Source organism: Pseudomonas sp. KU43P (genome assembly GCF_033095865.1).
Lineage (GTDB): Bacteria > Pseudomonadota > Gammaproteobacteria > Pseudomonadales > Pseudomonadaceae > Aquipseudomonas.
Genome location: NZ_AP019365.1, coordinates 5,720,692 through 5,733,278, shown reverse-complemented (window position 1 = coordinate 5,733,278; position 12,587 = coordinate 5,720,692). Strand labels below are relative to the sequence as shown.

The following is a 12,587-nucleotide window of genomic DNA, read 5'->3' as shown; positions in this document are numbered from 1 at the left end:
GAGAACGTCATGCGTGAATTGATCCGTCTGGTTTCGAGTGCTGGCACTGGCCACTTCTACACCACCGACAAGAACAAGCGCACCACTCCGGACAAAATCGAGATCAAGAAATATGATCCGGTTGTTCGCAAGCACGTGGTGTACAAGGAAGCCAAGATCAAGTAATTGATCGGCAACCTGAAAAAAACCCGCGTCCGAAAGGACGCGGGTTTTTTTATGCCTGCATGGTAGATCAGTTGAAGCTGAAGCCTTGGATCAGGCTGTTGGCATCGACTCGGATGTGGATGCGATTGGGGTCAAGTTCCTTGGTGCAGATTTCCCTTGGGCCAACGACACGTTTGCGGCCGGTAATCTCGACGATGGTGTCTTTCACCGAAGGCTCGTACGGCGTGCCGATCAGGTGAGCCAGGGCTTGCAGGATTTCTTCGTTGTTCATGGTAAACGGCCTCTTAAAGAGAATGGCCCGAAGTGGGCAGGGCTATCCTCTTTCAGAGCTGTGCAGCGCATGCGCTAAATAGTTATTTCTGCTCGAACATCACATAGATCTTGCGGCAAGGCTCCAGCACCTCCCAGGTGCCCTTGAAACCGGCCGGGATCACAAACCGATCACCGGTACGCAGCGTTTTCGCACCGCCATCCTGGTCGCGCAGCACCGATACACCCTGAACGATCTCGCAGTATTCGTGCTCGGTGTAGTTCACTGTCCACTGCCCGACTGCACCTTCCCACACACCCGCAGCGAACTGACCGCATGGGCTGGAATAGTGGTTGTAGACCGCCTGGTCCGGCTCGCCCTTGAGGATTTTTTCCGCCGCGGGGCGGTAGCGTTCAGCTTCGGTGAGTACCTGTGCAAAGTCGATGATGTTGGCGATATCCATGGTGCGGCTCCTGTTGTTGTTTAATAAAATGCACATCAGTAGGCTTTTGAGCCTTTCGTGTCAAATATATTGATAGTTTATCCAGCCTGGTTTAGGGTATCGCTTGCCAGTGTGCGCTCGTCGCCCGGCCCGAATTCTGACAACGCCTGTGAGTCCTCAGTGCGGCGTTGCACCTAAACAAGAGGAGGAGTTTCGTATGACCACCCTGACTCGTGCAGACTGGGAACAACGTGCCCAGCAATTGAAGATCGAAGGCCGTGCCTTCATCAACGGCGAATACACCGACGCTGCATCTGGTGAAACCTTCGACTGCCTGAGCCCGGTCGACGGACGCTTCCTGGCCAAGGTCGCCAGCTGCGACCTGGCCGATGCCAACCGCGCCGTGGAAAACGCCCGCGCCACCTTCGATTCCGGCGTTTGGTCGCAATTGGCCCCCGCCAAGCGTAAGGCCAAGCTGATCCGCTTCGCCGACCTGCTGCGCAAGAACGTCGAAGAGCTGGCCCTGCTGGAAACCCTGGACATGGGCAAGCCAATCGGCGATTCGTCGAGCATCGACGTGCCGGGCGCTGCCAGTGCCATCCACTGGACCGCCGAGGCCATCGACAAGGTCTACGACGAAGTCGCCCCTACACCGCACGACCAGCTCGGCCTGGTTACCCGCGAAGCGGTGGGTGTGGTCGGTGCCATCGTACCTTGGAACTTCCCGCTGCTGATGGCTTGCTGGAAGCTCGGCCCAGCCCTGGCCACCGGTAACTCGGTAGTGCTCAAGCCGTCCGAAAAATCCCCGCTGACCGCCATTCGCATCGCCCAGCTGGCTATCGAGGCCGGTATTCCGGCTGGCGTGCTCAACGTCCTCCCTGGCTACGGCCACACTGTGGGCAAGGCTCTGGCCCTGCACATGGACGTGGATACCCTGGTATTCACCGGGTCGACCAAGATCGCCAAGCAGTTGATGGTCTATGCCGGCGAGTCGAACATGAAGCGCATCTGGCTGGAAGCCGGTGGCAAGAGCCCGAACATCGTCTTCGCTGACGCACCGGACCTGCAAGCTGCCGCCGAAGCGGCCGCCAGCGCCATCGCCTTCAACCAGGGCGAAGTCTGCACCGCCGGTTCCCGCCTGCTGGTCGAGCGCTCGATCAAGGACAAGTTCCTGCCGATGGTGATCGAGGCCCTCAAGGGCTGGAAGCCAGGCAACCCACTGGACCCGCAGACCACCGTCGGTGCGCTGGTCGATACTCAGCAGATGAACACCGTGCTGTCGTACATCGACGCCGGTCACCAGGACGGCGCCAAGCTGGTAGCCGGCGGCAAGCGTACCCTGGAAGAGACCGGCGGTACTTACGTCGAGCCGACCATCTTCGATGGCGTGACCAACGCCATGAAAATCGCCCAGGAAGAAATCTTCGGCCCAGTGCTGTCGGTGATCGCCTTCGACACCGCCGAAGAAGCCATCGCCATTGCCAACGACACGCCATACGGCCTGGCCGCAGGTATCTGGACGTCGGACATCTCCAAGGCCCACAAGACCGCCCGTGCCGTGCGCGCTGGCAGCGTCTGGGTCAACCAGTACGACGGCGGCGACATGACCGCACCGTTCGGTGGCTTCAAGCAGTCGGGCAACGGCCGTGACAAGTCGCTGCATGCACTGGAGAAGTACACCGAGCTGAAAGCGACCTGGATCAAGCTGTAATCCAGAGGGGCCGCAGGGCGGCCCAGTCGCTGGCAAGCCAGCTCCCACAAGGTTTTCGCTGAACGCCTGTGGGAGCTGGCTTGCCAGCGATGGGCTGCTCGGCAGCCCCGACTGCAGCCGGGCCGGTTCTCACCGTCCCGGCTTTGTTGTTTCTGCTGTTCAAGAATTCTGCCTGGGAGGCTGAAATGCGCTGGGGAACCTACTTTGCCGTCCTGGCATCGGTGCTGAGCGTCGGGCTCGCGCTCGGCGTGAGCATGCCACTGGTATCCCTGCGTCTTGAGGCTTGGGGTTATGGCAGCTTTGCCATCGGCGTCATGGCCGCCATGCCAGCACTGGGCGTATTGCTCGGCGCCAGCCTGGCCAGTCGTCTGGCGGGTTGGGTGGGTGTGCCTGCAGCCATGCGTCTGTGCCTGTGGGGCGGTGCGTTGTCGATCGGGCTGTTGGCGTTGCTGCCAAGCTACCCTTTGTGGCTGGCGCTGCGCTTGCTGATTGGCATGTCGCTGACCGTGGTGTTCATCCTCGGCGAAAGCTGGATCAATCAACTGGTAGTGGAGCAATGGCGCGGCCGCCTGGTGGCGCTGTATGGCAGCAGCTATGCCTTGAGCCAGCTGGCCGGCCCATTGGTACTGGGTTTCCTCGGCTCCGACGATGATTTCGGCTTTTGGGCCGCGACCGGCCTGCTGCTGTGCGCCCCCTTGCTGTTGCTGGGACGCGGTGGCGCGCCGAGCACCGAGGCTTGCAGCGTAACCTTCGGCGATTTGTTCGGCTTCTGCCGACGCCTCCCCGTGATCGCCTGGGCGATCGCCTTGTTCGCATCCTTCGAGGCGATGATTCTTACCTTGCTGCCGGTGTATTGCCTGCAGCAAGGCTTCACCACCGAAATTGCCTTGTTCATGGTCAGTACCGTGGTGGTGGGTGACGCGGTGCTGCAATTGCCCATCGGCGCGCTGGCCGATCGCATGTCACGGCGCAGCTTGTTCACCGGTTGTGCGGTGACGTTGCTGTGCTCCAGCCTGGCAATTCCATTGCTCCTGCACACGCCAGTGATCTGGCCGCTGTGGGTGCTGTTCGGGGCCAGTGCCGGTGGCCTGTTCACCTTGTCGCTGGTGCTGATCGGCGAACGCTACCGGGATGATGCGCTCGTGCGCGCTAACGCCCATGTGGCGCAGCTGTGGGGCATCGGCTGCTTGCTCGGGCCGCTGCTGGCGGGGGCGGGGAGCCAGTGGGTCAGCGGGCATGCGCTACTGTGGCTAATGGCAGCGGGGGCAGCGGGGCTGGTGTTGCTGACGCGTCGACGTGGGGCGTTTGAAGCGGCTTCTGCGTGAAGCATCTTGGGGCTGCTGCGCAGCCCAATCGCCGGCAAGCCGGCTCCCACAACGACCGCACGGAACCCTGTGGGAGCCGGCTTGCCGGCGATGAGGCCTGCGGCTACAACATCCTCTCCAAACCGACTGCCTTGCTGATCCAGGCATTGAACCGCCGCCAGAGCCCGCCCGGCTCTGACGTCAGCATATGCCGCTGGCCGTTGTCCTCGGTTGCCCAGACCAGCTTGTCATTCACCAGCCTGACCTGATAGCTCAGCGCCGGCGCCATACCCTGCATCGCCAGCTCGCGGGTGTATTCGGCCAGTTCAGGGCTGTCTACCAGCACGCCCACCTCGGTATTCCACAGCACTGAGCGCGGGTCGAAATTGAACGAGCCAATGAATGTCTTGCGCCGGTCGAAGACGATGGCCTTGCTGTGCAGGCTCGAATCCGAGCTGCCATGGAAGCTCAAGCGCCCCGCACCCGGATCGCCCGGCTGGCGCCGCAGTTCGAACAACTGCACGCCGTGCTCCAGCAACGCTCGGCGATAGGGGGCGTAGCCGCCATGCACAGCCGGCACATCGGTGGCCTCCAGCGAGTTGGTCAACAGCTTCACCGAGGTGCCTGCGTCGGCGCGGCCAGTCAAGTACAGCAGCCCGGTCTCGCCTGGCACGAAGTAGGCGGATACCAGGATCAGCTCGCTGTGCACTGCGGCCAGGTCCGGTGCCAGCTGCTGGCTCATCAGCAATTGCGGGTCGGGCTCGTCGTCTGCCAGTACCTTGCTCGGTGCATCCCACAGTGCCTGGCTGTGAGCCCAGATCAGCTCGTTGCGCCAGACATCCAGGCGCGGCTGCGACTGGTAGGCCATCAGCCGGTCATACAGCGCTTTACGTCTTACCCGCGCCTCGGCCAGCGATACCTCCAGGCGCTGGCGGCTGGCCCGCAGGTCGTCAGCGTCCGGCTGGCGCCAGAGGAAGTCGCCGATCGGCCGGCTCAAGGCGCTGTTCCAGTACTGGTCGAATCCATGGCCAAGCTGCTCGGCTACCGGGCCAACGCCGAGCAGGTCGATGTCGGTGAAGTTGAGGTTGGGCTCGGCATCGAAATACTCGTCGCCCAGGTTGCGCCCGCCGACGATGGCCATGCTGTTGTCGACCAGGAACAACTTGTTGTGCATGCGCCGGTGCTGACGCGACAGGTTGAACAGGCGCCCCACGGCCCGAGTGGCGCCGGTGCTGCGCCCCAGGTGCAGCGGGTTGAACACGCGAATCTGGATGTTCGGGTGGGCGTCGAGGGTACCCATGATGATGTCCAGGCCATCGCTGGTGGTGTCATCGAGCAGGATGCGCACGCGCACGCCACGGTCTGCCGCGCGCAGCAGTTCATGCACAAGGGCACGGGTGCTCAAGCCGTCATGGACAATGTAGTACTGCAGGTCGATGCTCACCTGGGCGTTGCGGATCAGCTCGGCGCGGGCACGAAATGCCTCGTTGCTGTTGGGCAGCAGGCGGAAACCCGAGCGTCCGCCATAGGGCGCCGCCTGGCGCAGCACCGAGCGGCCGAAGGCCGAATCGCTGGCGGGCAGGGCCTGGCTGGTTTCCTGAGGTACGTCGATGCTGGCGCAGCCCGCAAGAGCGAGCAGTATCAGCAGAGGCAGGGCTCGCTGGAGTATCAAGAGTGGATCGTCCTGTACAGCAAAGGCCTAAAGGTTTGGACCGTGGCGGGCGGCGCAAAGTTACGCCGGGTCTCGCGCTTCATCCAGTAGACGAAGGGCTGTCTCGCCCACTTTGCGCACGGCGGCTTCGATTTGCGCTGTCGGCCGCGCGGCGAAGTTCATGCGCAGGCAGTGACGAAACTTGCCCGAGGCGGAGAAGATGCTGCCTACCGCAATCTGCACGCCCTGCTCCAGTAAAGCCCGATTCAGGCGAAGCGTGTCGAAATCTTCCGGCAACTCCACCCACAGCATGAACCCCCCCTGGGGCCGGCTGACGCGGGTACCGGGTGGGAAGTAGCGGGTCACCCAGTCGCTCATCAGGTCGCGGCCCCGCTGGTACTGGCTGCGCATGCGCCGCACGTGGGGCTGGTAATGGCCGCCGGCGATGAAGTCGGCGATGGCCAGCTGTGGTTGGCAGGCGGTGCTGCCGGTGCTGATGTACTTCATGTGCAGCACCCGCTCCAGGTAGCGCCCGGGCGCTACCCAGCCGACCCGCAGGCCAGGGGCGAGGGTCTTGGAGAACGAGCTGCACAGCAGCACTCGGCCATCTTCGTCGAAGGATTTGAGCGTGCGCGGGCGTGGGTAGGTGTAGGCCAGGTCGCCATACACATCGTCTTCCAGAATTGCCACGTCATATCGCTGGGCCAGGCTCAGCAGGGCCTTCTTGCGGGCCTCGGGCATGATATAGCCCAGTGGGTTGTTGCAGCTCGGGGTCACCTGGATAAGCTTGATCGGCCACTGCTCCAGCGCCAGCTCCAGCGCTTCGAGGCTGATGCCGGTGATCGGGTCGGTGGGGATCTCCAGGGCCTTCATGCCCAGGCCCTTGAGGGTCTGCATGGCGCCGTGGAAGCTTGGTGAGTCCACGGCGACGATGTCACCCGGCTCACAGACCGCGCGAATGCTGCAAGACAGCGCCTCGTGGCAGCCGGTGGTCACCACCAGGTCATTCGGGCCCAGGCGGCAGCCGGAGTCGAGCATCAGCCGGGCGATCTGCTCGCGCAGGGCAAGGTTGCCGTGAATGTTGTCGTAATACAGCCCTGGCATGTCCTGCCGACGGCTCAATTGGGCGAGGCTGCGCAGCAGGGGCTTGAGGGTCGGGCTATTGACGTCGGGCATGCCGCGGCCCAGTTGCATCACATCTTGGCGCGGCGTGCTGCGCACCAGTTCCAGCACTTGCTCCCACTGGGAGATGTCCACCGGGCGTTGGGCCGGTCGGCTGACGGCGGGCAGGGCAGGGAGCTGACGATGATCACTGACGAAGTAGCCAGATTTGGGGCGCGGCGACACCATGCCGTTGTCTTCGAGCATGCGGTATGCCTGCTGTACGGTGCTCAGGCTGACCCCGTGCTCCACGCTCAGGGCCCGCACCGAAGGCAGGCGCTGGCCGGGGCGGTAAAGGCCCTGTTCGATGCGTGCGCCAAGAAGCTCGGCAAGGTTCAGGTAGAGGGTCACGGCATACTCCTGGGCAATGGTGAAACAGCGACCAGTACAGATTTGCCGAAAATACAGCATTCAGCTGATTCATCGCCAATTCTGTATGGAAATAATAAGACGGTATTGGATCTGTATTGTCGAGGTTGCCAGCGGGCATGCTTTCTCCACGGTATCAACTGAGTGGGAGAACGCAGCGATGGGTGGCATGAGCGATGTGCGCTTGCAACTGATGGCCCGGGAGTTGGAGAGCGAGCAGCGGACCAAGGTTTTCAATGCGCCGGAAGGCCTGGGCCGTTGGGGCTTGATGTTGCATCGCTGGCGCACCCGCAGGGCCCTGCTGGAGCTGGAAGATTGGCAGCTGCGTGATATCGGGTTGACCTGGGAGCAGGCGCGAGAAGAAGGACTCAAGCCTTTCTGGAAGGATTGATTGTGGGTGCATGCCTTGGGATCTGTGGCGCAGATGCCAAGGCAGCCGCAAAACGAAACCTACACCAGCTCCTTGAGCCGATGCCACAGCATCCCCAGCGCCAGCAGCGGCGACCGCAGGTGCTTGCCGCCCGGGAAGGTGATATGCGGCACCTTGGCGAACAGGTCGAAGCGCCCGCTCTGCTGGCCGCTGATCGCCTCGCCCAGCAGGCGTGCGGCCAGGTGGGTGGCGTTAAGACCGTGGCCCGAGTAGGCCTGGGCGTAATACACGTTCGGCTGGCTGGCCAGGCGGCCGATCTGCGGCAAGCGGTTGGCACCGATGCCGATCATGCCACCCCATTGGTAGTCGATGCGCACATCGGCCAGTTGCGGGAACACCTTGAGCATCTTCGGCCGCATGTAGGCGGCGATGTCCTGCGGATCGCGGCCGGAATAGTGGCAGGCCCCGCCGAACAGCAGGCGGTGGTCGGCGGACAGGCGATAGTAGTCCAGCGCCACACGCTGGTCGCACACCGCCATGTTCTGCGGCAGCAATTGACGGGCGCGTTCCTCGCCGAGCGGCTCGGTGGCGATGATGTAGCTGCCAGCGGGTAGCACCTTGCCGCCCAGCTCGCGGTTCAGATCGTTGTGATAGGCGTTGCAGCACAGCACCAACGTCTTGGCCCGCACGCTGCCTTGGGCAGTGTGCACCTTCACTTCCTGGCCATAGTCGATGCGGGTGACTTCCGATTGCTCAAACAGCCGCGCGCCAAGCCGGCTGGCCACGGCCGCTTCGCCCAGCGCCAGGTTGAGGGGGTGCAGGTGCCCGGAGCCCATGTCGATCAAGCCACCGACGTAGCGGTCGGAGCCGACCACGCTGTGGATCGCGTCCTGTTGTACCAGCCGCAGCTCGTGGCGGTACCCCAGGCTGCGCAGTTCTTCCGCGTCCTCGGCAAAGCCGTGCAGCTCGCCGGGCTTGTTGGCCAGGTCGCAGTAGCCCCAGGTCAGGTCGCAGGCGATGTTGTGGCGCTCGACCCGTTCGCGAACGATCTCCACGGCTTCCAGGCCCATCAGTTTCAGGCTGCGCACGCCTTCTTCGCCGAGTACCGGCAGAAATTGCTCCAGGCCATGGCCGACCCCCCGAATCAGTTGCCCGCCATTGCGCCCGCTGGCGCCCCAGCCGAGTTTGCGGGCTTCCAGAAGGATCACCGAAAGGCCGCGCTCGGCCAGTTCGATGGCGGTATTCAGGCCCGAGTAGCCGCCGCCGACGATGCACACGTCGGCGCTGTGCTCGCCCTGCAGATAGGCATGATCGGGGTGAGGCGCGCTGCTGGCGGCGTAGTAGGAGGCGGCGTGCTGCGCGCTGTGGATCATCGGGCGGGTCCTGGGCATTTAGACGGAAGGGGAGGATAAGCCGGGGTTTTGTGGTGGGGCAACCGGCCTTATCGCCAGCAAGCTGGCTCCCACAGGTTAGTCACCGTCCTCAGGACCAGCGGACTACCTGTGGGAGCCGGCTCGCCGGCGATTGGCCCTATAATTCGACCTCGACCTTCAATCCGTACCCAACCATGTCCTGCAACCGCCACAAGATCCAGTTCCTGCGCGAACTCATCCCTTCCTTCGAGTGCGAGCCCGGCTGCCACGACTGCTGCGGCCCGGTGACCACCTCTGCAGAAGAAATGGCCCGCTTGCCGCGCAAGACCCAGGCCGAACAGGACGCCGCACTGCAGCGCCTGGACTGCGTACACCTGGGCCCCAGTGGCTGTACGGTCTACGAGGAGCGCCCGATGATCTGCCGCCTGTTCGGCACCACGCCCAGCCTGGCCTGCCCCCGCGGCCGCGGCCCTGAACAGATGCTTGAGCCGCAGGCCGAACTGATCGTTCACCGGTTCATCGCCAGCACCCGTCAGGTGCTGGTCTAGGGTCAGTCCGGAATCGGCAGGCAGAGGCTCTCTTTCACCTCCTCCATCACGATGTAGCTCTTCGATTCGCGCACGTGCGGCAGCTTCAGCAGGATGTCGCCGAGCAGCTTGCGGTACGAAGCCATCTCCGAAATACGCGCCTTCACCAGGTAGTCGAAATCGCCCGACACCAGGTGACATTCCAATACATGGGGCAGCTTGAGCACCGCACGGCGGAACTCCTCGAAGGTGTCACCCGACTTGTAGTCCAGGCTGATTTCCACAAACACCAGCAGGCTGCCCTTCAGGTGCTGCGGATTGAGCCGGGCGTTGTAGCCCATGATGATGCCCTCGCGCTCCAGGCGGCGTACGCGCTCGGTGCAGGGGGTGGTGGAAAGCCCAACTTTCTCGCCCAGTTCGGTGAAGGAAATGCGCCCGTCATTCTGCAGGATCCGCAGGATGTTGCGGTCGATCTTGTCCAGTTCACGCTTGCTCTGGTGCTGGGTTCTCATAGGGGATGCCCCTCCGTGAAAGGCGTTTTCGCCAAGAATTCTCGCCAAATATAGGCTTTTATATAGTGAATTGCACTGGCTTCGAATTCATATACTGCGCCCATCCATGCCATATCAACAAAATTTGCGGTAAGCCGCGTGCGAGGGATAAACGATGCGAGTTCTGGTACTTGGTAGCGGTGTAATCGGAACCGCCAGTGCCTATTATCTGGCCAGGCAAGGTTTCGAAGTGACCGTGGTCGATCGCCAGCCGGCGGTGGCCATGGAAACCAGCTTTGCCAACGCCGGCCAGATCTCGCCCGGCTATGCCTCGCCCTGGGCAGCCCCTGGGGTGCCGCTGAAGGCCATCAAGTGGCTGCTGGAGCGCCACGCGCCCCTGGCCATCAAGCTCACCGGTGACGTCGACCAGTACCTGTGGATGGCGCAGATGCTGCGCAACTGCACCGCGAGCCGTTACGCGGTGAACAAGGAGCGCATGGTGCGGCTGTCCGAGTACAGCCGTGACTGCCTCGACGAACTGCGCGCCGAAACCGGCATCGCCTACGAAAACCGTAGCCTGGGCACTACCCAGCTATTCCGCACCCAGGCCCAGGTGGATGCCGCGGCCAAGGATATCGCCGTGCTCGAACAGTCCGGGGTGCCCTACGAGCTGCTCGACCGTGACGGCATTGCCCGTGTCGAACCGGCCCTGGCTGGCGTGAAAGACATTCTGGCCGGCGCCCTGCGCCTGCCCAACGACCAGACTGGCGACTGCCAGCTGTTCACCACCAAACTTGCCGAGATGGCCCTGAAGCTGGGCGTCGAATTCCGCTTCGGCCAGGACATCCAGCGCCTGGACTTCGCCGGCGACCGTATCAATGGCGTATGGATCGACGGCAAGCTGGAAACTGCCGACCGCTACGTGCTGGCCCTGGGCAGCTACTCGCCGCAGATGCTCAAGCCGCTGGGCATCAAGGCCCCGGTGTATCCGCTCAAGGGTTACTCGCTGACCGTGCCGATCACCAACGCCGACATGGCCCCGACCTCGACCATTCTCGACGAGACCTACAAGGTCGCCATCACCCGTTTCGACAACCGCATTCGTGTCGGTGGCATGGCTGAGATCGCCGGTTTTGACCTGTCGCTGAACCCGGCCCGGCGCGAAACGCTGGAGATGATCGTCAACGACCTTTATCCTCGCGGCGGCGACCTGAGCCAGGCGAGCTTCTGGACCGGCCTGCGCCCGGCGACCCCGGACGGTACGCCGATCGTGGGTGCCACCGCGTTCCGCAACCTGTTCCTCAACACCGGCCACGGTACATTGGGTTGGACCATGGCGTGTGGTTCCGGTCGCCTGCTGGCCGACCTGATCGCGCGCAAGAAGCCGCAGATCAGTGCCGAAGGCCTGGACATTGCCCGGTATGGCAACAGCCCGGAAGTGGCCAAGCACGGCCAGACCGCGCCTGCACACCAGCAGTAAGGCGTCTTTTCCGGCCTCATCGCCGGCAAGCCGGCTCCCACAAGTACCGCGCTGTCGGTGTGGGAGCCGGCTTGCCGGCGATAAACCCAACACCGTTTTCAACTCGAACCACCATAAGGCTGCCGCCATGCGTCCCGCCCGTGCCCTGATCGACCTCCAAGCTCTCCGTCACAACTACCGCCTGGCCCGTGAACTGACCGGTGCCAAAGCCCTGGCCGTGATCAAGGCCGACGCCTACGGCCATGGTGCCGTACGTTGCGCCCTGGCCCTGGAAACCGAGGCAGACGGCTTTGCTGTGGCCTGCATCGAAGAAGCCCTGGAACTGCGTGCAGCCGGAATAAAGGCTCCGGTGCTGTTGCTCGAAGGCTTTTTCGAAGCCAGCGAGCTGGCGCTGATCGGCGAGCACGACCTGTGGTGCGTGGTGCATTCCCTGTGGCAACTGGAGGCTATCGAGAAAACCCAGGTGAGCAAACCGCTCACGGTATGGCTCAAGCTCGACAGCGGCATGCACCGGGTTGGCCTTCACCCCAAGGACTACAACGACGCCTACCAGCGGCTGCTGGCCAGCGGCAAGGTTTCGCGCATCGTCCTCATGAGCCACTTCGCCCGTGCCGACGAACTGGACGCCGATGCCACCGCCCAGCAGATCGCCGTGTTCGACGCCGCCCGCCAGGGCCTGGCCGCCGAATGCAGCCTGCGCAATTCCCCCGGCGTGCTGGCCTGGCCGCAGGCGCCGAGTGACTGGGTACGCCCCGGTATCATGCTCTACGGTGCCACGCCCTTCGAAGTCGAGCAGGCCCAGGCCGAGCGCCTGCAGCCGGTCATGACCCTGCAATCGCGGGTGATAAGCGTGCGTGAACTGCCTGCCGGCGAGCCGGTGGGATATGGCGCCAAGTTCATCAGCCAGCGCCCGACCCGTGTGGGCGTGGTCGCCATGGGCTATGCCGACGGCTACCCGCGCCAGGCACCCACCGGCACGCCGGTGATGGTCGCCGGCAAGCGCAGCCAGCTGATCGGCCGCGTCTCCATGGACATGCTCTGCATCGACCTGACCGATGTGCCCGAAGCCACCATCGGCAGCCCGGTCGAGTTGTGGGGTAAGCAGGTGCTGGCCAGCGAAGTGGCCATGCACGCTGGCACCATTCCCTACCAGATCTTCTGCAACCTGAAGCGGGTGCCGCTGGACTATTACGGCGAATAAGGCGCCGAAGCGGACAGTGTGAGGGGCGGTGTGTTGTAAATACTGAACGGCATTGCCATGATATCGTTCACATCCACCCCTCATCTCACCGT

13 protein-coding genes are annotated in these 12,587 nt (G+C 63.2%); 7 read left to right on the top strand and 6 right to left on the bottom strand.

The genetic code is table 11. The annotated features are described in order from the left end of the window. Positions 1 to 9: 9 nt before the first annotated feature. On the top strand, positions 10 to 165 hold the full coding sequence (gene rpmG, locus KU43P_RS26265; protein WP_003253507.1) for a 50S ribosomal protein L33: 156 nt from the start codon (positions 10 to 12) through the stop codon (positions 163 to 165). A 67-nt stretch (positions 166 to 232) separates the two neighbouring features. On the opposite strand, the gene KU43P_RS26260 is transcribed toward rpmG, so the two are convergent. After that, positions 233 to 436 (bottom strand): hypothetical protein, encoded by a 204-nt coding sequence (locus KU43P_RS26260; protein ID WP_317660379.1) that lies wholly within the window; start codon positions 434 to 436, stop codon positions 233 to 235. 82 nt (positions 437 to 518) lie between these two features. After that, positions 519 to 878 carry a cupin domain-containing protein gene (locus KU43P_RS26255; protein WP_317660377.1) on the bottom strand — a complete coding sequence of 120 codons (360 nt, stop codon included), beginning with the start codon at positions 876 to 878 and terminating at the stop codon, positions 519 to 521. A gap of 196 nt (positions 879 to 1,074) precedes the next feature. Here KU43P_RS26255 and KU43P_RS26250 point away from each other — a divergent pair, with 196 nt between their 5' ends. Next, positions 1,075 to 2,568 (top strand): aldehyde dehydrogenase, encoded by a 1,494-nt coding sequence (locus KU43P_RS26250; protein WP_317660375.1) that lies wholly within the window; start codon positions 1,075 to 1,077, stop codon positions 2,566 to 2,568. Between the two features lie 185 nt (positions 2,569 to 2,753). Beyond that, complete coding sequence (locus KU43P_RS26245) at positions 2,754 to 3,893, top strand: MFS transporter (RefSeq protein ID WP_317660373.1); 1,140 nt, start codon at positions 2,754 to 2,756, stop codon at positions 3,891 to 3,893. Between the two features lie 103 nt (positions 3,894 to 3,996). Here the strand turns inward: KU43P_RS26245 and KU43P_RS26240 are convergent, their stop codons facing one another. Both KU43P_RS26240 and KU43P_RS26235 read right to left on the bottom strand, forming a co-directional pair. Beyond that, on the bottom strand, positions 3,997 to 5,544 hold the full coding sequence (locus KU43P_RS26240) for a phospholipase D family protein (protein WP_317660371.1): 1,548 nt from the start codon (positions 5,542 to 5,544) through the stop codon (positions 3,997 to 3,999). A gap of 60 nt (positions 5,545 to 5,604) precedes the next feature. Further along, entirely contained in the window at positions 5,605 to 7,035 is a 1,431-nt protein-coding gene (locus tag KU43P_RS26235) for a PLP-dependent aminotransferase family protein (RefSeq protein ID WP_317660369.1), read from the bottom strand. Positions 7,036 to 7,213: 178 nt separating this feature from the next. On the opposite strand from KU43P_RS26235, the gene KU43P_RS26230 reads away from it, so the two are divergent. Continuing rightward, a complete protein-coding gene (locus KU43P_RS26230) occupies positions 7,214 to 7,444 on the top strand; it encodes a DUF1127 domain-containing protein (RefSeq protein WP_317660368.1) in 231 nt (76 codons plus the stop codon). Between the two features lie 59 nt (positions 7,445 to 7,503). On the opposite strand, the gene KU43P_RS26225 is transcribed toward KU43P_RS26230, so the two are convergent. After that, positions 7,504 to 8,796 (bottom strand): NAD(P)/FAD-dependent oxidoreductase, encoded by a 1,293-nt coding sequence (locus tag KU43P_RS26225; protein WP_317660367.1) that lies wholly within the window; start codon positions 8,794 to 8,796, stop codon positions 7,504 to 7,506. Positions 8,797 to 8,990: 194 nt separating this feature from the next. Here KU43P_RS26225 and KU43P_RS26220 point away from each other — a divergent pair, with 194 nt between their 5' ends. Next, positions 8,991 to 9,344 (top strand): YkgJ family cysteine cluster protein, encoded by a 354-nt coding sequence (locus tag KU43P_RS26220; protein WP_317660366.1) that lies wholly within the window; start codon positions 8,991 to 8,993, stop codon positions 9,342 to 9,344. A gap of 2 nt (positions 9,345 to 9,346) precedes the next feature. Here the strand turns inward: KU43P_RS26220 and dadR are convergent, their stop codons facing one another. Beyond that, positions 9,347 to 9,835, bottom strand: coding sequence for a transcriptional regulator DadR (gene dadR, locus KU43P_RS26215; RefSeq protein WP_003258963.1), 489 nt, complete (start codon positions 9,833 to 9,835; stop codon positions 9,347 to 9,349). 154 nt (positions 9,836 to 9,989) lie between these two features. Between dadR and dadA the strand changes: the two genes are divergently transcribed. After that, positions 9,990 to 11,294: a D-amino acid dehydrogenase gene (gene dadA, locus KU43P_RS26210; protein ID WP_317660364.1), complete on the top strand. Its 1,305-nt coding sequence runs from the start codon at positions 9,990 to 9,992 to the stop codon at positions 11,292 to 11,294. 127 nt (positions 11,295 to 11,421) lie between these two features. Then, complete coding sequence (alr, locus tag KU43P_RS26205; RefSeq protein WP_317660363.1) at positions 11,422 to 12,495, top strand: alanine racemase; 1,074 nt, start codon at positions 11,422 to 11,424, stop codon at positions 12,493 to 12,495. Positions 12,496 to 12,587 lie beyond the last annotated feature (92 nt).

Bases quoted from the DNA above. Each gene is read 5' to 3' on its own strand.
- rpmG (WP_003253507.1), top strand. From the start codon at position 10: ATGCGTGAATTGATCCGTCTGGTTTCGAGTGCTGGCACTGGCCACTTC.
- KU43P_RS26260 (WP_317660379.1), bottom strand. From the start codon at position 436: ATGAACAACGAAGAAATCCTGCAAGCCCTGGCTCACCTGATCGGCACG.
- KU43P_RS26255 (WP_317660377.1), bottom strand. From the start codon at position 878: ATGGATATCGCCAACATCATCGACTTTGCACAGGTACTCACCGAAGCT.
- KU43P_RS26250 (WP_317660375.1), top strand. From the start codon at position 1,075: ATGACCACCCTGACTCGTGCAGACTGGGAACAACGTGCCCAGCAATTG.
- KU43P_RS26245 (WP_317660373.1), top strand. From the start codon at position 2,754: ATGCGCTGGGGAACCTACTTTGCCGTCCTGGCATCGGTGCTGAGCGTC.
- KU43P_RS26230 (WP_317660368.1), top strand. From the start codon at position 7,214: ATGGGTGGCATGAGCGATGTGCGCTTGCAACTGATGGCCCGGGAGTTG.
- KU43P_RS26225 (WP_317660367.1), bottom strand. From the start codon at position 8,796: ATGATCCACAGCGCGCAGCACGCCGCCTCCTACTACGCCGCCAGCAGC.
- KU43P_RS26220 (WP_317660366.1), top strand. From the start codon at position 8,991: ATGTCCTGCAACCGCCACAAGATCCAGTTCCTGCGCGAACTCATCCCT.
- dadR (WP_003258963.1), bottom strand. From the start codon at position 9,835: ATGAGAACCCAGCACCAGAGCAAGCGTGAACTGGACAAGATCGACCGC.
- dadA (WP_317660364.1), top strand. From the start codon at position 9,990: ATGCGAGTTCTGGTACTTGGTAGCGGTGTAATCGGAACCGCCAGTGCC.
- alr (WP_317660363.1), top strand. From the start codon at position 11,422: ATGCGTCCCGCCCGTGCCCTGATCGACCTCCAAGCTCTCCGTCACAAC.